Origin of the sequence: Paraburkholderia sp. 32, from assembly GCF_050435345.1 — a bacterium.
Taxonomy (GTDB): Bacteria; Pseudomonadota; Gammaproteobacteria; order Burkholderiales; family Burkholderiaceae; genus Paraburkholderia; species Paraburkholderia tuberum.
The window spans coordinates 370445-388525 of sequence record NZ_JBNDKD010000003.1 but is presented as its reverse complement, the minus strand read 5'-3'; the positions used below and the strand labels follow the sequence as shown (position 1 = coordinate 388525).

Annotated in this window: 14 protein-coding genes; 7 read left to right on the top strand and 7 right to left on the bottom strand. The window is 65.9% G+C overall.

Annotated features, from left to right (window positions below; all coding sequences use genetic code 11):
- The first annotated feature begins 51 nt into the window (after positions 1–51).
- The 4 genes from mfd (at position 52) to mscL (ending at position 6606) form a co-directional block, all read left to right on the top strand.
- Complete coding sequence (gene mfd / locus OKW26_RS24530) at positions 52–3531, top strand: transcription-repair coupling factor (RefSeq protein WP_429355491.1); 3480 nt, start codon at positions 52–54, stop codon at positions 3529–3531.
- A gap of 172 nt (positions 3532–3703) precedes the next feature.
- Positions 3704–4936 carry an acetylornithine deacetylase gene (gene argE, locus OKW26_RS24525; protein ID WP_429355490.1) on the top strand — a complete coding sequence of 411 codons (1233 nt, stop codon included), beginning with the start codon at positions 3704–3706 and terminating at the stop codon, positions 4934–4936.
- A gap of 89 nt (positions 4937–5025) precedes the next feature.
- The gene (locus OKW26_RS24520; protein ID WP_090804696.1) at positions 5026–6060 is read left to right on the top strand and encodes a threonine ammonia-lyase; all 1035 of its coding nucleotides are present in this window, start codon (positions 5026–5028) and stop codon (positions 6058–6060) included.
- 99 nt (positions 6061–6159) lie between these two features.
- Positions 6160–6606 (top strand): large conductance mechanosensitive channel protein MscL, encoded by a 447-nt coding sequence (mscL, locus tag OKW26_RS24515; protein ID WP_090804694.1) that lies wholly within the window; start codon positions 6160–6162, stop codon positions 6604–6606.
- Positions 6607–6729: 123 nt separating this feature from the next.
- Here mscL and OKW26_RS24510 read toward each other — a convergent pair whose 3' ends face one another.
- The 4 genes from OKW26_RS24510 to OKW26_RS24495 form a co-directional block, all read right to left on the bottom strand.
- The gene (locus tag OKW26_RS24510; RefSeq protein WP_429355489.1) at positions 6730–8703 is read right to left on the bottom strand and encodes a response regulator; all 1974 of its coding nucleotides are present in this window, start codon (positions 8701–8703) and stop codon (positions 6730–6732) included.
- A gap of 59 nt (positions 8704–8762) precedes the next feature.
- The gene (locus OKW26_RS24505) at positions 8763–9254 is read right to left on the bottom strand and encodes a response regulator (protein ID WP_429355488.1); all 492 of its coding nucleotides are present in this window, start codon (positions 9252–9254) and stop codon (positions 8763–8765) included.
- 80 nt (positions 9255–9334) lie between these two features.
- Positions 9335–10945, bottom strand: coding sequence for a sensor histidine kinase (locus tag OKW26_RS24500; RefSeq protein ID WP_429355487.1), 1611 nt, complete (start codon positions 10943–10945; stop codon positions 9335–9337).
- The gene (locus OKW26_RS24495; RefSeq protein ID WP_187610130.1) at positions 10942–11262 is read right to left on the bottom strand and encodes a hypothetical protein; all 321 of its coding nucleotides are present in this window, start codon (positions 11260–11262) and stop codon (positions 10942–10944) included. The genes OKW26_RS24500 and OKW26_RS24495 overlap by 4 nt, the downstream gene beginning before the upstream one ends.
- A 68-nt stretch (positions 11263–11330) precedes the next feature.
- Here OKW26_RS24495 and OKW26_RS24490 point away from each other — a divergent pair, with 68 nt between their 5' ends.
- Positions 11331–11822 (top strand): hypothetical protein, encoded by a 492-nt coding sequence (locus tag OKW26_RS24490; protein WP_184033415.1) that lies wholly within the window; start codon positions 11331–11333, stop codon positions 11820–11822.
- Positions 11823–11972: 150 nt separating this feature from the next.
- Here the strand turns inward: OKW26_RS24490 and OKW26_RS24485 are convergent, their stop codons facing one another.
- Positions 11973–14456 carry an AsmA family protein gene (locus OKW26_RS24485; RefSeq protein ID WP_429355486.1) on the bottom strand — a complete coding sequence of 828 codons (2484 nt, stop codon included), beginning with the start codon at positions 14454–14456 and terminating at the stop codon, positions 11973–11975.
- 170 nt (positions 14457–14626) lie between these two features.
- Between OKW26_RS24485 and OKW26_RS24480 the strand changes: the two genes are divergently transcribed.
- Both OKW26_RS24480 and OKW26_RS24475 read left to right on the top strand, forming a co-directional pair.
- Positions 14627–15367: an ABC transporter ATP-binding protein gene (locus OKW26_RS24480; protein ID WP_184064988.1), complete on the top strand. Its 741-nt coding sequence runs from the start codon at positions 14627–14629 to the stop codon at positions 15365–15367.
- Positions 15364–16170, top strand: coding sequence for an ABC transporter permease (locus tag OKW26_RS24475; protein ID WP_429355485.1), 807 nt, complete (start codon positions 15364–15366; stop codon positions 16168–16170). Before OKW26_RS24480 ends, OKW26_RS24475 begins: the two co-directional genes overlap by 4 nt.
- 95 nt (positions 16171–16265) lie before the next feature.
- On the opposite strand, the gene OKW26_RS24470 is transcribed toward OKW26_RS24475, so the two are convergent.
- Together OKW26_RS24470 and OKW26_RS24465 are read right to left on the bottom strand one after the other, a co-directional pair.
- Positions 16266–16814 (bottom strand): DUF6013 family protein, encoded by a 549-nt coding sequence (locus OKW26_RS24470; protein WP_429355484.1) that lies wholly within the window; start codon positions 16812–16814, stop codon positions 16266–16268.
- A gap of 233 nt (positions 16815–17047) precedes the next feature.
- Positions 17048–18064 (bottom strand): zinc-binding alcohol dehydrogenase family protein, encoded by a 1017-nt coding sequence (locus tag OKW26_RS24465; protein ID WP_429355483.1) that lies wholly within the window; start codon positions 18062–18064, stop codon positions 17048–17050.
- Positions 18065–18081: the final 17 nt, after the last annotated feature.

The following is an 18081-nucleotide window of genomic DNA, read 5'->3' as shown; positions in this document are numbered from 1 at the left end:
ACGCGTAAACTTGGCCGTCGCGTGAGCCCAGAGCCGCCCTTTTTCTCCTTTATGCCAGACATCGCCGCATCCTCGCAGTCCACCCCGCCCGTCGCGCTCGTCAAGGCCGGCCAGCGTTTCGCCTTCGACGGCACGCGCGGTTCGTCCGACGCGCTGCTGATCGCCCGCTACCATCTCGCGTATCGCCAGAAGATGCCGCTGCTTGCGGTGGTCTGCGAAAGCGCGCTCGACGCGCAGCGGCTGTCGCAGGAAATCGGCTTCTTCGCGCCGGACGCGCGCGTGCGCCTCCTGCCCGACTGGGAGACGCTGCCTTACGACACGTTTTCGCCGCACCAGGACCTCGTCTCCGAGCGTCTCGCGACGCTGCACGACCTCGGCGAAGGCCGCTGCGACATCCTGCTCGTGCCGGCCACGACGGCCTTGTACCGGATGCCGCCTGCATCGTTTCTGGCCGCCTACACGTTCTCGTTCTCGCAAGGCGAGCGGCTCGACGAAGCGAAGCTGAAGGCGCAGCTGACGCTCGCCGGCTACGAGCACGTGAGCCAGGTGGTGCGTCCCGGCGAATATTGCGTGCGCGGCTCGCTGCTCGATCTGTTCCCGATGGGCTCGCCGCTGCCCTACCGGATCGACCTGTTCGACGACCAGGTCGACTCGATCCGCGCGTTCGACCCCGACACGCAGCGCAGCCTCTATCCGGTCAAGGACGTGCGCCTGCTGCCGGGCCGCGAATTCCCGTTCGACGAGGCCGCGCGCACGGCATTCCGCAGCCGCTGGCGCGAGACTTTCGAGGGCGATCCGAGCCGCGCGTCGATCTATAAAGACATCGGCAACGGCGTGCCGGCGGCGGGTATCGAATACTATCTGCCGCTGTTCTTCGAGGAGACGGCCACCCTCTTCCATTACCTGCCCGACGGTTCGCAACTCGGGTTCGTCGGCGATCTGGACGCGGCGATCCGGCGCTTCACCAACGACACGAAGCAGCGCTTCAATTTCCTGTCGCACGACCGCGACCGGCCGATTCTCGAACCGCAGAAGCTGTTCCTGTCGGACGAGGATTTCTTCACGTTCGCGAAACCGTTCGCACGGCTCGTGCTGCCCAGCAACGGCGACGGCGCCTGGTCGATCGCGCTGCCGAACCTCGCGATCGATCGTCACGCCGACGATCCCGTCTCGGCGCTGCGCGCGTATCTGAGCACGACGCCGAACCGGGTGCTGTTCGCCGCCGAATCGGCGGGCCGCCGCGAGACGCTACTGCAACTGCTCGCCGACAACCAGCTGAAGCCCGCCTCGGCCGACAGCTTCGCCGACTGGCTCAAGAGCGACGCGCGTTTCTCGCTCGGCGTCGCGCCGCTCGCGAACGGCTTCGCGCTCCCGGGCGACGGCATCGCGATCATCACCGAAACCGAGCTGTACGGGCCGCTCGCGCGCCGCGCGGGACGCCGCCGCCAGGAACAGGCGAGCAACGTCGATTCGATGGTGCGCGATCTGTCCGAGCTGAAGCTCGGCGACCCGGTCGTGCATTCGCAGCACGGTATCGGCCGCTACATGGGTCTCGTGACGATGGATCTCGGCGAAGGCGAAACCGAGTTCCTGCATCTCGAATACGCGGGCGACAGCAAGCTCTACGTGCCGGTCGCGCAATTGCACGTGATCTCGCGCTATAGCGGCGCCGATCCGGAAAGCGCGCCGCTGCATTCGCTCGGCTCGGGCCAGTGGGAAAAGGCCAAGCGCAAGGCCGCGCAGCAGATCCGCGACACCGCCGCCGAGCTGCTCAACCTGTACGCCCGCCGTGCCGCCCGCGAGGGCCACGCGTTCGCGCTCGAACCGAAGGACTACGTGAAGTTCGCCGAGAGCTTCGGTTTCGAGGAAACGCCGGACCAGGCCGCCGCGATCGCGGCCGTGATCGGCGACATGACGAGCGGCAAGCCGATGGACCGGCTCGTATGCGGCGACGTCGGCTTCGGCAAGACCGAGGTCGCATTGCGCGCGGCGTTCATCGCGGTGATGGGCGGCAAGCAGGTCGCGCTGCTGTCGCCGACCACGCTGCTCGCCGAGCAGCACACGCAAACCTTCAGCGACCGCTTCTCCGACTGGCCGGTGCGCATCGCCGAGCTGTCGCGCTTCAAGTCGACCAAAGAAGCCAACGCGGCGATCCGGCAGATCAACGAAGGCTCGGTCGACATCGTGATCGGCACGCACAAGCTGCTGTCGTCCGATGTGCAGTTCAAGCGGCTCGGACTCGTGATCATCGACGAGGAGCATCGCTTCGGCGTGCGTCAGAAGGAGGCGCTGAAAGCGCTGCGCGCGGAAGTCGACGTGCTGACGCTGACCGCGACGCCGATTCCCCGTACGCTCGGCATGGCGCTCGAAGGCCTGCGCGATTTTTCGGTGATCGCAACGGCGCCGCAAAAGCGCCTCGCGATCAAGACCTTCGTGCGGCGCGAGGAAGACAGCGTGATTCGCGAAGCAATGCTGCGCGAGTTGAAGCGCGGCGGCCAGGTCTACTTCCTGCACAACGAAGTCGAGACGATCCAGAATCGCCGGCAGATGCTCGAAGAGCTGGTGCCCGAAGCGCGCATCGCGGTCGCGCATGGACAGATGCACGAGCGGGAACTGGAGCGGGTGATGCGCGACTTCGTGGCGCAACGCGCGAACGTGCTGCTGTGCACGACGATCATCGAAACCGGCATCGACGTGCCGAGCGCGAACACGATCCTGATCCACCGCTCCGACAAGTTCGGCCTCGCGCAATTGCATCAGCTGCGTGGCCGGGTCGGCCGCTCGCATCACCAGGCGTACTCGTATCTGCTCGTGCACGATCCGCAGGGGCTCACCAAGCAGGCGCAACGGCGGCTCGAAGCGATCCAGCAGATGGAGGAACTCGGCTCGGGCTTCTATCTCGCGATGCACGACCTCGAAATTCGCGGCACCGGCGAGGTGCTCGGTGACAAGCAGTCGGGCGAGATTCACGAGATCGGCTTCCAGCTTTATACCGACATGCTCAACGACGCAGTGAGGGCGCTCAAGAACGGCAAGGAGCCAGACCTCACCGCGCCGCTCGCCGCGACCACCGAGATCAACCTGCATTCGCCGGCGATCCTGCCGTCGGACTATTGCGGCGACGTGCAGGAACGTCTGTCGCTGTACAAGCGCCTCGCGAACTGCGAACACAACGATTCGATCGACGGCATCCAGGAAGAGCTGATCGACCGCTTCGGCAAGCTGCCGCCGCAGGCGCATGCGCTGGTGGAGACGCATCGACTGCGGCTCGCCGCGAAGCCGCTCGGCATTTCGAAGATCGATGCCGGTGAAGCGGTGATCGGCCTGCAGTTCATCCCCAATCCGCCCGTCGACGCGATGCGGATCATCGAGATGGTGCAGAAGCACAAGCACATCAAGCTCGCGGGTCAGGACAAGCTGCGAATCGAAACGCGCAGCCCGGATCTCGCGGTGCGCGTCGCGACCGTCAAGGAGACCTTGCGCGCGCTCGGTTCGCCGAGCCGCGGCACGGCGGCGGCGCCGGCTCGCTGAGCGCGGCACGCTGCGCGCACAGGCTCGTGAAAACCGCAAAAGACGGGGGGACGTCCCCCGTTTTTTTTGCGTCGATGCTGCACTGCGCCAACGCGTGCCCGGCTTTTTGGACATCCTGACGAAAATGCAATTTGGGATATGATCGATAGACACAAAACGCTGGAGTCATGTCATGTCTCACGTCGCTGAAACAGCGCAATCGTTGCAGTCGTCCGCCTCCTCCACGTCCCCCGCTTCTCCGATATCTCTGCCCTGGGTCACCCGTCTCGTGTCGATGGACACGGTGAGCCGCAATCCAAACCTCGGCCTGATCGAAACCGTGCGCGACGAACTGCGCGCGGTCGGTATCGACGCGACGCTGACGCACGGCAAGGGCGGCAAATGGGCGAACCTGTTCGCGACCATTCCCGCGCACGACGGCGAAACGAACGGCGGCGTCGTGCTGTCGGGCCACACCGATGTCGTGCCGGTGGACGGCCAGCAATGGGACAGCGATCCGTTCAAGCCGGAGATTCGCGGTGACAAGCTCTATGGCCGCGGCACCTGCGACATGAAGGGCTTCATCGGCGCGGCGCTCGCGCTCGTGCCGGACATGCAGCGCACGAAGCTCGCGAAGCCGATCCACTTCGCGCTGTCGTTCGACGAGGAAGTGGGCTGCGTGGGCGCGCCGCTTCTGATCGCCGATCTGATGAAGCGCGGCGTGAAGCCGGACGGCTGCATCGTCGGCGAGCCGACCAGCATGCGCCCGATCATCGCGCACAAGGGCATCAACGCGTATCAGTGCTGCGTACGCGGCCAGGCCGCGCATTCGTCGCTGACGCCGAAGGGCTTGAACGCGATCGAGTACGCGGCTCGCCTGATCTGCTACATCCGCGACATGGCCGACCAGTTCCGCGCGCAAGGCCCCTTCGACGAACTGTACGACGTGCCGTTCAGCACCGCGCAGACCAGCACGATCACGGGCGGCAACGCAATCAACACGGTGCCGGCCGAATGCCAGTTCCAGTTCGAGTTCCGCAATCTGCCGACGCTCGATCCCGAGCAGATCTTCGCGCGCATCGACAGCTACGCGCGCGAAACGCTGCTGCCGAAAATGCTGCGCGAGCACCCGTCGGCCGCGATCGAGATCACGAAGATCGCCGCGGCGCCCGGACTCGATTCGTCTGAACAGGCCGCGATCACGCAGCTCGTACGCGCGCTGACGGCCGACCAGGACAAGCGCAAGGTCGCATACGGCACCGAGGCCGGCCTGTTTTCGAACGCGGGGATTCCGAGCATCGTCTGCGGCCCCGGCGACATCCAGCAGGCGCATAAGGCGAACGAATTCGTCGAGCTCGCGCAGCTCGTCGCGTGCGAGCGCTTCTTGCGCAAGTTCATCCACAGCATGTCGGTCGAGGCCGCTTAGCCCGTTTCGTTGCAGCGGCGCGCAGCCGCAGTGAACCTGCGCGCCGAGCCACGGGCCTCAGCGACATCGACGACTCCGGAGCGACCGCCATGTCCAGCGCCATGCCGCAGCACACGGATCACACGATCGACGGTGAGCCGATCCCCACGCTCGACGACATCGCCGCGCAGCACTTCGCGTTGACGCCCTGGGTCGCGCGCACGCCGGTGTTCGACCGGCTCGACTTCTCGTCGCTGCGCGGCACCGTCGTCAATTTCAAGTTCGAGCTGCTGCAGGCGGGCGGCAGCTTCAAGGCACGCGGCGCCTTCACGAACCTGCTCGCGCTCGACGACGCGCAAAAGAGCGCGGGTGTCACCTGCGTGTCGGGCGGCAATCACGCGGTGGCGGTCGCCTATGCGGCGATGCGGCTCGGCGTCAGCGCCAAGGTCGTGCTGTTCAGCGCGGCGAATCCGGCCCGCGTCGCGTTGTGCCGCGAGTACGGCGCCGACATCGTCTATGCGGAAGATCTCGCCGAAGCGTTCGAACTGGTGCGCCGCGTCGAGGCCGAGGAAGGCCGCTATTTCGTGCATCCGTTCAACGGCTATCGCACGGTGCTCGGCTCGGCGACGCTCGGCTACGAATGGGCCACGCAAACGCCCGACCTCGAAGCGGTGATCGTGCCGATCGGCGGCGGCGGACTCGCGGCCGGGGTCTCCACCGCGCTGCGGCTCGCGAATCCGAACGTGCACGTGTACGGCGTCGAACCCGAAGGCTCGGACGTGATGAGCAAGAGTTTTGCCGCCAACCATACGGTCAGAATGGGCCACATGCACAGCATCGCCGATTCGCTGATGTCGCCGCATACCGAGCAATACAGCTACGAGCTGTGCCGCCGCCATGTCGATCGGATCGTCACCGTGTCCGACGACCAGTTGCGCGAGGCGATGCTGATCCTGTTCAATCAGCTGAAGCTCGCGGTCGAGCCGGCTTGCGCGGCCGCCACGGCCGGCTTGCTCGGACCGCTGCGCGAACAGTTGCAGGGCAAACGCGTGGGCGTGCTGCTGTGCGGCGCCAATATCGACCCGGTCAGTTTTGCCGCGCATCTGGAGCGCGCGCGCCATAGCGAGTCACAGTTTCCTCATTAGCGACGCGCAGCAGATGCGCTTGTTGCCTTGCGGCCAAAGCACTAGCCTATCCGCTTCAGGTTGGTATGATTCGGCTATTCACATCAGGGAGGTGTAGGTATGAGCATGATCCAGGAATTTAAAGAATTTGCCCTCAAAGGCAACGTGATGGATCTGGCGGTCGGTGTGATTATCGGCGGCGCGTTTTCCACCATTGTCAATTCCGTGGTTAAAGACCTGATCATGCCGGTTGTCGGGGTCGCTACCGGCGGCCTCGATTTCTCCAATCTGTTCGTTCGCCTGGGCCATATTCCGGCCACTTACAAAGGCAACCCCGAATCGTATAAAGACCTGCAGACGGGTGGCGTGGCGGTGTTCGGTTACGGTTCGTTCATTACCGCGACGATCAACTTCATCATTCTCGCGTTCATCATCTTTCTGATGGTCAAGTTCATCAACAAACTGCGCAAGGAGCCGCAAGCCGCGCCGGCGGAGCCGCCGCCGCCGCCGGAAGACGTGCTGCTGCTGCGCGAGATCCGCGATTCGCTGAACAACCAGCAGCGTTAATCGTCGAATCAAGCTCGGGTTGGACGGCCTGAGCCAGTGAAATCAAAAGGCCTGTTGCGATCGGCGTCGCAACAGGCCTTTGTGTTTTCACGCTGCTTTGAGCGCGCTGCGCTTTATCGAGCCTTACCCTTCCTTTTGCGCCTTCAATTGCGCCGCGCTTTCGATCATCGCTTCGAGCTGGCCGAAATTGACAGGCTTCGTCAGATGCGATGTAAAGCCCGCGCTCAAACAGCGGCGCACGTCCTCGTCGGTGCCGAAGCCGGTCAGCGCGACGGCTGGCACGTCGGAATATTCGCGAAACGCCTTGACGAAATCAAGACCGGTGCCATCGGGCAATCCGACATCGCTGACAACCAGATCGAACCTGTGCAACTGCGTCGCCGCAAGCGCATCGTCGACGCGCCCGACCACCGTCACCTGATGACCCAGGCCGCGCATCAATTGGGCCATCACGTCGGCGGTGTCGGCATGGTCCTCGATCAGCAGCACGGACAGCGAACTCGCCGGCTGCAGGTTGCTCGGCACGATGACCGGCGGCGCGGTGGCCCGCGCGGCGGCGGTCGGCAGCGTGATCGTGAAGGTCGCGCCGCAATGCGGACCGGGACTCCGCGCGGTCACAGTGCCGCCGTGCACGTCCGTCAAAGCCTTCGTGATCGCGAGACCGAGACCCAGGCCGCCGAACTGCCGCGTCATGCTTTGGTCGCCCTGCTCGAACGCATTGAACAGCTTGCCGATCTGCTCCGGCTCGATGCCGATGCCGGTGTCTTCGACCGAGATCTGCACCTGCATGCGTTCGTCGCGTGTGCGCACATAGATATGGCCGCCGTCCGGCGTGAACTTCGCGGCATTGCGAATCAGGTTCCACAGCATCTGTTGCAGCCGCGCGCGATCGGCGAGCACGTAGTGATGCGTCGCGTGCTTCTCGACATGCACGTCCTGCTGCTTGACCTGGATTTCGCTGCGAAAGAGTTCGAGCACGCTGTCGATCACCTCGTGTACGTCGACGGTCTCCAGCGACAGCCGCAGCTTGCCGTTCGCGACGCGCGTCAGATCGAGCAGATCGTCGATCAGCCGCGCCTCCAGTTCGACGTTGCGGCGGATCATGCGCACGCTCGCACGCGCCTGCTCCGGCAGTTCCGGGATCATCTCGAGTACGCTCGCGCCCGCGAGCACCGGCGTGAGCGGTGTGCGCAATTCGTGCGACAGCATCGCGAGAAAACGGTCCTTCGCGCGATTCGCTTCTTCGGCGGCCTGGCGCGCGGCCTGCTCGGACTCGAGCAGTCGCTCGCGCTCCTCGATCGCCTCGCGCTGCGAGTGGATGTCGGTGCAGCTACCGAACCATTTGCTGACGTTGCCATCGGCATCGCGCATCGCGACCACGCGCACGTCGAACCAGCGGTACTCGCCGTCATGGCGGCGAATCCGCATCTCCTGCCGATAGTCGCCGCTGCGGCTCGCGACGGCCTTCAGCCAGCTTTGCCGGATCTGCTCGCAATCGTCGCGATGCACGGCCTCTAGCCACGCGAGACCATGCGAGCCATGTTCGGGCAAGCCGGTGTAGTCGTACCACTGCTTCGACAGGAAGTCGCAATCGCCGGCCGCGTCGCAGGTCAGCACGAGATGCGGCAACGTCTCCGACAGCGTGCGGTAATGCAGCTCGCGATCGCGCAGCACCCGCGCTTCGTCGGACGCGCGTTGCAGCCGCACCTGCGACAACACGCGCTCCACGGCCTCTGGCAGATAGTCGAGATAGTCGCCGGACTTCGGCACCACGTCGGACACGCCCGCGCGCAGCGCCTCGATCACGCGCGACTCGTCGGTGAAGCCGGTCACGAGGATCGCCGGAATGCGCACGCCCTCCGCGCGCAGACGCCGGAAGAAATCGAGCCCGGTCTCCGGTCCGCTCAGCTGATAATCGAGCACGAGCAGATCGGGGGCGCGGCTCGCGAGCCGCTCGCGGGCCGCCTCGACGCCGGCGCAGATCGTCACCCGGCAGCCGGCGCGTTCGAGCGACTTGCGCGCGAGCCGCAAGATGCCCTCGTCGTCATCGACGACGAGCACATAGGCGGCGTGCGGCGTGGACACTTCTTCGATCATGCAGGTGCTCTCCGGCTCGGTACGGTGCTCATCTTGTCATGAACGGCTTTCGGACAGCTTCAAGGCGGCGCGAACCGCTGCCCCGGCGGCAGTTTGACCACTTGCAGGAAAAAGCCGAGCCGACGCACGGCCTCGATGAACGCATCGTATTCGACCGGCTTGCAGAGATAGACGTTGCAACCGAGTTCGTAGCAGCGCGCGATTTCGCGCGGATCGTCGGTCGTGGTCAGCACGATCACGGGCACGGCGGCGGTCTCGGGGGCTTCCTTCAGACGCCGCAACACCTCGAAGCCGTCGACGCGCGGCATCTTCAGATCGAGCAGCACGACGAAATTCGCCAGATTCTCGCGCGGCGGATAGGGATGGCCGTCGGCGTCGGTCAACGGCTCAGCGGCCGCGGGGCCGAAGAAGTAATCGAGCGCCTGCTGGCCGTCGCGAAAGCGCACGAAGCCGTTCGAAATGCCGGCGCGGCGCAGATTCCGCTCGACGAGCGTCGCGTGGCCGTCGTCGTCTTCGATCAGAACGATGCTGACCGTTTGCGCGTGATTCATAGGCTCTCCGTGCCAACGATTCGTCATCCATGCCGCCGGGAGAATGGCAGCGACGGTGCCCGCGCCGGCGTGCGCGGCGCTCAGAGGCGCGCCGGCTGCTCGGGCAGCACCACGAAAAAGGTCGATCCGGCGCCTTCGGCCGATTCGACCCAGACGCGCCCGCCGTGCCGCTCGACCGCGCGCCGCACCACCGCGAGGCCGATCCCCTCGCCGCTTGCGACATCCCCGTGCAGACGCTGGAACGCGCGAAACACCTTCGACAGATACACGGCCGGAATGCCGAGCCCATTATCGCGGACGTAATAGATGCGCATGCGGACCGCGCGCGGCTCGCTTTCGTCGACGGGTTCGGGCGCGAGCGCGCCGACCTCGATGCGCCCGCGGCGCGCCGGATCGAGGAAAGTCAGCGCATTGCCGATCAGGTTGCCGAAGATCTGCTCGACCGCCGCCGGATCGCCCCATGCGGGCGGCAGCTCGCGCACCGTGACGCTCGCGGCGCGCTGGTCGATCGTGCCTTGCAGCCCATCGACGACTCGCGCCACCGTGCGCTCGACGCTGACCCGCTGCCAGTGATATTCGAGCCGTCCCGCGCGCGAGATGCGCAACAGCGCGTCGATGATCGCCGCCGCGCGCGCGACCGCGGTGCGCAAATAGTGCAACGACTCGCGCACGTCGCCATCGAGGATCTGCGTCATGCGCCGTGCTTCGTTCTCCGGCAGACGAGCCTGTCCGACGAGCACGTCGAGTTCGTCGCACGACACGTGTAGTTCTTTCGAAAACCCCTGCAGATTGACGAGCGGCGAGCGCAGATCGTGCGACACGCTGTAGATGAACATCTCGTTGTCCTGCGTTTCCTGGCGCAATTCCTCATTGACGGCCGCCAGTTCGCGCGCGCGTGCTTCGAGCTCCGTCTTCAGCGCCTCCTGCCCGGCTTCCGCCTCGCGCAGACGCGCATCGGTCTGATGTAGCACCGTGTCGAGCGCGGCGATTTCGTCGCTGCCCGACAACGGCGCCGCGAGCGGCCGGCCGCTGCCGAGCCGCTCGGCGTTATCGGTCAGCACTTCGAGGCGTTGGCCGATGCCGCGCGCGAACACGAAGGCGGTGACCGCCCAGATCAGCATCGAGCCGAACACCGCGGCGATCAGTGCGCGCTGCTGAAGCTCGCGCCGCTCGCCGAGCGCGCTCGAGCGCTCGACGTCGAGCTCCGACGCCGCCGCGCCGAACTGGGCCAACTCGTCGCGGAACACGGCGATCTGCTCCGGCAACTCGCCGGTTTCGAGCGCGATATAGGGGCGTAGACTGCGGCCCTCGTGCAACGCCTGCGAGATCGCGACACTCTGTTCGCGATACGCGTCGATCGCGCGCCGCATGCTGCGCACGCGCTCGGCCTGAGCCGGCGTTTCGGCGACGAGCGCATCGAGCTTCGCGAGCCGGTCATTCAGGTCGACCCACACCGCATGGCGGTCGATCAGCGAGGCGCTGCCCGTCACCATCGCCGTGCGCACGCGCGCGGCCTGACGCAGCAGCGGATCGACGATGGCCGACGACTCGTAGAGGATCTGCTTGCTGTTGTCGACCCATCGCGCGGCCTGTGCGGTCCGCTCCTGGGCATCGAAGACGACCCCGAGCAGCGCGAGTTCGACCACGCTCGGTATCGCGATCAGCAGCAGACCTTTGGTGAATAGTTTCATGGTTCCGTCAGGGCGTTCAGGCTGTGGTTCAGGCTGTCACTCGAACGGCGGGGCTCGCGCGCACCCGTCGCGCCCTGCAAGGCGGGCGCCGCGCGGCTGGACGGGCCATTATCGACGTGAATCGGAGATATTTCAACGACGCGCCAGCAAGCGCTCGACCACACAAAAATGACTTTTTTATTGGGATGGGATGTTTTTTCCGCGCCGCCTGCGTCTATGATGGAGACAAGGTGTGCTGGGATGCGAATGCGCGCGGCGAGGCGGTTCGGCATGATTCGTGCGGGAGGCGGTGGGGCGATGCGGTAGCGTCGAATCATCGTGAATCCGGCCTTGTCGTATGCTATAAAACATCGACGTGCGGCGCGCGAAAGCCGGGAGTGGTCGCATGAGGACGCAGCGATTCTTGCAATTCTTTTTCAGGCGAATTTTTATGTCCTTCCCGAAAAAGCGTAGACGCGCGAAGGTGGACGGCGACGAGTCGTTCCTCGCGGTTCTGCGGCATTTCAAGCCGTTCGGTCAACTCGACACCAAGATTGCGCGGGCTCGCGCGCAGGACGAACCGGTGCTCTATGCACACGTGCTGCCCGGACTCGACGTGCTTCTATGCAGTGTGCGCGGCGCACAGCCGCCCTACCCCGCGCCAGCCGAATTGCGGCGGCGCTGCCTCGAATCCATTACCAACGCGCTGGAGCAGCCGCTCGATGGTCTCGAGAACGGCGGCTACTGGTACGAGGCCGACGGCTTCGGCTTCCTCGTGTTCGCGAGCCGTGCGCGCGGCAAGATTCTGACGGAGTTCGGCGCGACACGAATCGGTACCCGGCGCGGCGTGCGTCGCCAGGATGCGTCGGGCGATGCAACACCACGTTCGCTCAGATAGGCCCAATCGGGCACCCTGAAGTTCAGGGCTGCTGACAGGTCGTTCCCTTCGCTTCATCGAAACCCTGGCTCGACGGCAACCGCGCGCAGTTCCTCACGCGGCATCATGCCGTTGATTCGGCGATCGCATCATCGACGCGCTCGCCGCGCTTCAACCGCCCTTGTATTCGGCCGCGCTCGCCGGCGACTGCGTCGCGGGCTTACGATCCACCGCGGCTGGCGACGACGCGCCGCCCGAAGACTTGTTGACCGGCGCGCCCTCGAGCGATATCGGCGCCTTCGGCTGTTGCTTGACGCCCGGCGGCGGCGCCTTCGGCATCTGCCGCGCTTGCGCGAGCAATTGCGAGCACGGTAGCGGCTTGTTGTTGCTCGGCGCGAGCAGCGGGATCAGCGCCGCGAACGGATTGATCAGCCCGAGCCCGACCACCGCGCCGCCGCGCAACGCGAGCGCGGCCGCATTGACGCCGACGTGCGGATCCTTGAAGGTGCCCTTCACGTACAGCGGCGAGCGCAGCGAAAAAACCCGGAAGCCCTTCGTATGCGGATGCACGCCCAGGTCCATCGTCTCGTCGCGCAGATTCACGTGACCGTCGATGTTGATCACCGCGTCGTCGGTATCGAGCGCGAACACGCGCGCTTCGAGCACGCCGTCGGTCACGACGAAATCGGCGGCCGCGCAGTTGATCTTCACGTCGCGCGCGCCGAACAGCTTTTCATAGACGACGTTCGCGACGTTGAGCCCGGCCGCCTCCATCAGCAGACGGCTCACGGTGCCGTCGGTCACGAGCGCCTTCAACTCGCCGTTCGATGTCGCCGCGAGCGCCGCCGGCGAATTTCCGGTCGCGGACAGCGACGCATCGCCGTTGATCTCGCCGAGCGCGTTCTGCATCGTCTTGAAGCTCGGGAACAATTGCTTCAGCTTGACGTGCCGCGCCGACATCGCGAAGCGCCCCTTCAGCGGCGCCGCGCTGCCATCCAGATGAATGTCCGACGCGAGCGAGCCGCCCGCGACGCCGAACTTCAGCGGCACGAGCGACAGCACGCCGTCGGTCATCACGACGTGCGTGTACAGATCCGTGATCGGCAGGTTCGCGTTCTTGATGATGCGCCGGCCGGTGAACTTGACGTCGGCGTCGATCGCCTTCCAGCGCTCGGTGCGGAACTCCTCGACCGGCAGCGCGCGGTTGCTCGGCTGCGCGGCCGCGTCGCCGCGCCTCGCCTTGCTCGCGTTCGAATCGGCGCCGATCACCGGCGCGAGATCCGAGAACTGCAACAGATGCGACTCGAGTTCGCCCTGCAGCAGCGGACGTGGCTCGCGCCCGGTATAGGTCAACGAACCGTTCAGATCGCTGCCGCCGACCCGGCCTGTAAAGTTTTCATACGTGAACACGTTGCCGCTCGCTTTGAACTGACCGATCAGACGACCCTCGGTCGCGTACGGCGGGGTCTCGGGCAAGGTCACGCCGGTCAGCGAATAGAGGCGCGCCATGCTGTTGCCCTGCAGCCAGAGACGCAGATCGAGCGCCCCGAGATGCGCCGGATCGGTGAGCGTGCCGACGAAGGCGATATGCAGATCGCCGGCTTTGACATCGGCCTGCACCGGGAACGGCCGGTTCGCGTCTTGCAGCGCGAGCACGCCGCCGAGCTTGCCGTTGCCCGACACCGGCGTGCGGTTGTAGGTGCCCTTGACGGTCCAGCCGATCGCATAAAGCGGCGTCGCGCGCCTGGCGCCAGGTGCGGTGCCGCTCGCCCCCGAGACAGCCGCGGCCGGGCCGGCGCTCCCGCTGGTGGTTTCGGCCGGTGCGGCGGCGCCGCTCGTCGCGAGCGCGCCGGAACTCGCGGCCACGCCCGACGTTGCGGACGCGCCCGATGCGCCCGACGCCTGCGCCGCCGCTTCATAAGCCGCCGCTGCGGAAGCCGCCTTCGCCTCCGAGGCCGCCTCTGCCTCGGCCTGCGCGGCGAGTTGGCGCGCGCCCGCCCGGCCGACGGCCTGAGCCGACGCGCTGCGCGAGGCCGCTTCCTGCTGCTTCAGCGCGTCGCCGATCGGGATCGGCTGCCCGAGCGTATCGACGACCATCTGCACCTCGACCTTCTTCTGCTGATCCGACAGCGCGATGTTGCCCTTCGCGAACGCGATATCGTGCAGATCGAGCTTCCACTCGGTGGGTCCGCTCGACGACGGCAGCTTGAAGGTCCAGTTATTGCGCCCGTCGACAAGACGTTCCAGATCGACCGACGGATTCACGAGGTTGATCGCCGGAATCTCGATGTCGTGCGCGAGCAGCGGCAGCACCTCGACCTCGAAGTCGATTTCGTCGAGCGTCGCGAACTGCGGCTGTTTGGTCCAGTCGGGATTGCCGATCGCGATGTTGGCCGCCGAAAAGCGCGGCCAGGGCACCCAGCCGCGCCAGCCGGTCTCGCCGACCGCATGACGCCAGCCCACCTTCAGGTCGCCGTTGATCGCAAACGGCCGGCCGATCGCCTGGCTGACCTTGTCGTCGATGTAAGGCCGCGCGCGGTTCCAGTCGAAGCTCAGGATGAAGATCACGAGCGCGACGATCAGGATCACGAGCGCCGCCAGCAGCCATGCAAAGATTTTTCCGACCCGTCGTCCGGTGCCGCTCGACCCTGCCATTGAAAAGCTCCGCGTGTTGTTCCACGTTGTGCACCGTGCAGCAGTTATCGTACCTGGCGCGCGAGCATGAATCGCCGCGTCGGTCGTGCGCTGTTGCGCCTCGTCGCTTTATCATGGCGCACGCTTTACCGACAGCCCCACCGGCACACCCTCCCCACGGCGTTCCAACCATGACCGATGTTCCCTTCGTCCTCGCCGACGGCATCGTACGGCGCGATGCGCAGCGCGGCCAGACGCTGTTGCAGCCGACCACCTTCGCCCTGCGCGCCGGCGAGCGCGTCGCGATTACCGGACCGTCCGGCTCCGGCAAGAGCGTGTTTCTGCGCGCGCTCGCGCTGCTCGATCCGGTCGATGCGGGGCGCATCCTGTGGCATGGCGCGCCGCTCGAGCGTGCGCGGATTCCGCGCTACCGGCGCGCAATCGCGTATATCCGGCAGCGGCCCGCGCTGATCGACGGCAGCGTCGAAGACAATCTGCGCTATCCGTTTGAGCTGCGGGCATATCGCGACGCGCGCTTCGATCGCACGCGCGCGGCCAGGCTCGCGATGCAGGCCGGCCGCGGCGAGGACTTTCTCGGCAAGCGCGCAAGCGAATTATCGGGTGGCGAAGCGCAGATCGCCGCGCTGATCCGCGTGCTGCAACTCGCGCCCGAAGTGCTGTTGCTCGACGAGCCGACCGCCTCGCTCGATCCGGCGTCGTCGCGCGCGATCGAAGCGCTCGTGCAGGCGTGGTTCGATGCCGCGCCGGGCGCTCACGCATCGATGTGGGTGTCGCACGATGTCGAGCAGGCGGCACGCATGAGCGAACGGCATCTGACGATGCGCGCCGGCGTACTGGCCGAACACACTTGCGTGCGGCGCGATGCGGACCAACGCGCTCCCGCGGACCAGCGTCGGGAGCCCCGCCAATGAGCCTGCAGAATCTGAGCTTGTGGGACGTCGCGATCGCGACGCTCCTGATCGTCGTGAATGGCGCGGTGTCGGTCGCGCTGAAGCTCGATCTCGAGCGCAAGCTCGCATGGGCGGCGGTGCGCACCGTGGTCCAGTTGCTCGCGATCGGCTATGTGCTCGGCTGGGTGTTCAGTTTCGCTCGCTGGTACGTGGTGCTGCCGCTGATGATCGTGATGACGCTGATCGCCGGTTTCGCCGGCGCGCAGCGCGGCAGCCACACCTATGCCGGACAACGCGCCGACAGCGTGCTGTCGATCTGGGTCAGCTCGTGGCTCGTGGCCGCGGTGGGACTGTTCGTCGTGATCCGCATCCATCCGTGGTACGCGCCGCAATATGCGATTCCGATTCTCGGCATGATCCTCGGCAACACGCTGACCGGTGTATCGCTCGGCATCGAGCGGATGACCGAGGAGCTGACCGCGCGGCGCGACCGCGTCGACATGGCGCTCGCGCTCGGCGCGACACGCTGGGAGGCCGCCCAGGCGCCGGCGCGCCAGGCGGTGCGCGCCGGCATGATGCCGACGTTGAACCAGATGGCGGTGGTCGGCGTCGTCAGTTTGCCGGGCATGATGACCGGTCAGGTGCTGGCCGGGCAATCGCCATTGCAGGCGGTGCGCTATCAGATCGTCATCATGTTTCTGATCGCCGCGGCGTCGGCGCTGGGGACCGTGGGCGCGGTGCTGCTCACGTACCGGCGGCTCTTTTCGGCCGAGCATCAGTTCTTGCCGACGCGGCTCGTCGAGCGTGCGGCACACAAAGGATGACGCATAAGGATGACGCATAAGGATGACGCATAAGGATGACGCGCTAGCGCGTGCTACGCTCGCGCACGCGGCCATCACGCCGCACGCTCGAACCTTCACCGCTTCGCGGTGACGGCGATCTCCGTGCCGTCGGTCAGCGTCAGCGTTTTCGTCGTGCCGTTGACCGGCATCGTGAAACGCACGATCTGACTCACGCTCACATCGTTCGGACACTTGAGCGTTTTGCCGCCGCTCGTCACGGTTTTCACGCCATGCGGCGTCTGCGCCTGGAAGCTCAGTTGGACGGCCGCGGTGCCGTCGCTCGACACCACCGGCGAGAAGCGGATCTGCGTCTGGCGGATCATCGCGCCATTCTCGTCGACCGGCAGCGACGCATAGTCCGGGCATGCGTCCGTCGCGGCCACCGGACCGCCGGGCGGCACGGTCTTCCACGTGAAGTCGTCCGATTCGCCCGAGCGGATCGTGCGGGTCTCCTGGGAATTGCCGAACTGTTTCGACGTGACGTGGACGGTGTAGCGGATCGGACCGTCGAGCGGGGCCTTGTTGGTCACCGTGATCGGCGTGGCTGCGCGAGCAGCCGGCACGAGCGCGCAGGCGAGAGAAGCGACAACGGAAACGGCGGAGAGTTTGAAGCTGAAGCTCATACTGTCACCTCGTTGTTGTGCCGCTGCGCGCTCGCGTCGACGCGACTGCCTGTGCACTGTTCACGCACTGCCGAGGGCCGGCCGGTTCATACCGGCTGGCCTCGCCGCAAGACACGCAACCGTTTTGGCATGCTGCGTCGTCAGTCTAACGCCAAGCGCGCTGCCGCGCGTGTCGTGTCGGCCCGGGTGTTAACCCGCTTGCGGCGACGCGCTTTCTGCGCGTCGATTTCATCTCAGAAGCCGGTCAGCACCAGCTTGCCGATCGCGCGTCCTGCTTCGAGCAACCCATGCGCGCGACGCAGATTCTCCGCGTTGATGCGGCCGAGGTCCTGGCCGAGCGTCGTGCGCAACGTGCCGGCATCGACGAGCCGCGCGACCTCGGTCAGCAGCTTGTGCTGCTCGATCATGTCGGTCGTGCCGAACATCGAGCGGGTGAACATGAACTCCCAGTGAAACGCGGCGCTCTTCGCCTTCAGCAATTCGACGGGCACGGCGGCGCTGTTCTCGACGATCGTGCAGACGCCGCCTTGCGGCTTGATCAGTTGCGCGGCGGCCGGGAAATTACGGTCGGTGTCGTTGAAGATCAGCACGTAGTCGACCTGCTCGATGCCGATCTCCTTCATCTGCGCGGGCAGATCGCCGAAATGATCGACGACGTGATCCGCGCCCAGCTCCCGTGCCCATTTCGCCGATTCGGGCCGCGACGCGGTCGCGATCACCTGCAGCTTGCCGAGCTGCTTCGCGAGCTGGATGCCGATCGAGCCGACCCCGCCCGCGCCGCCGAAAATCAGCACCGTACGGCCGGCGTCGGCGCCCTGCGGCGATACGCCGAGGCGATCGAACAATGCTTCCCACGCAGTGATCGCGGTCAGCGGCAATGCGGCCGCGTGCGTGAAATCGAGCGACCCCGGCTTGTGTCCGACGATCCGTTCGTCCACCAGATGAAATTCGCTGTTGGCGCCCGGCCGGGTAATGCTGCCCGCATAGAACACCGGATCGCCGACCTTGAACAGCGTGACCTCGGGGCCAACTGCGACGACAGTGCCGGCCGCATCCCAGCCGAGCACGCGCGGCGTCTTTTCGACGGTGTCTTTCGGCGCGCGCACCTTGGTGTCGACCGGGTTCACGGAAATGGCTTCGACCTTGACCAGCAGATCGCGGCCGGTCGCTTCGGGTTTCGGGATCTCGACGTCGACGAGCGCTTCGGCGTGATCGATGGGCAGATAACGGTAGAGTCCGACGGCTTTCATGGCTGCTCCTTGTGGGT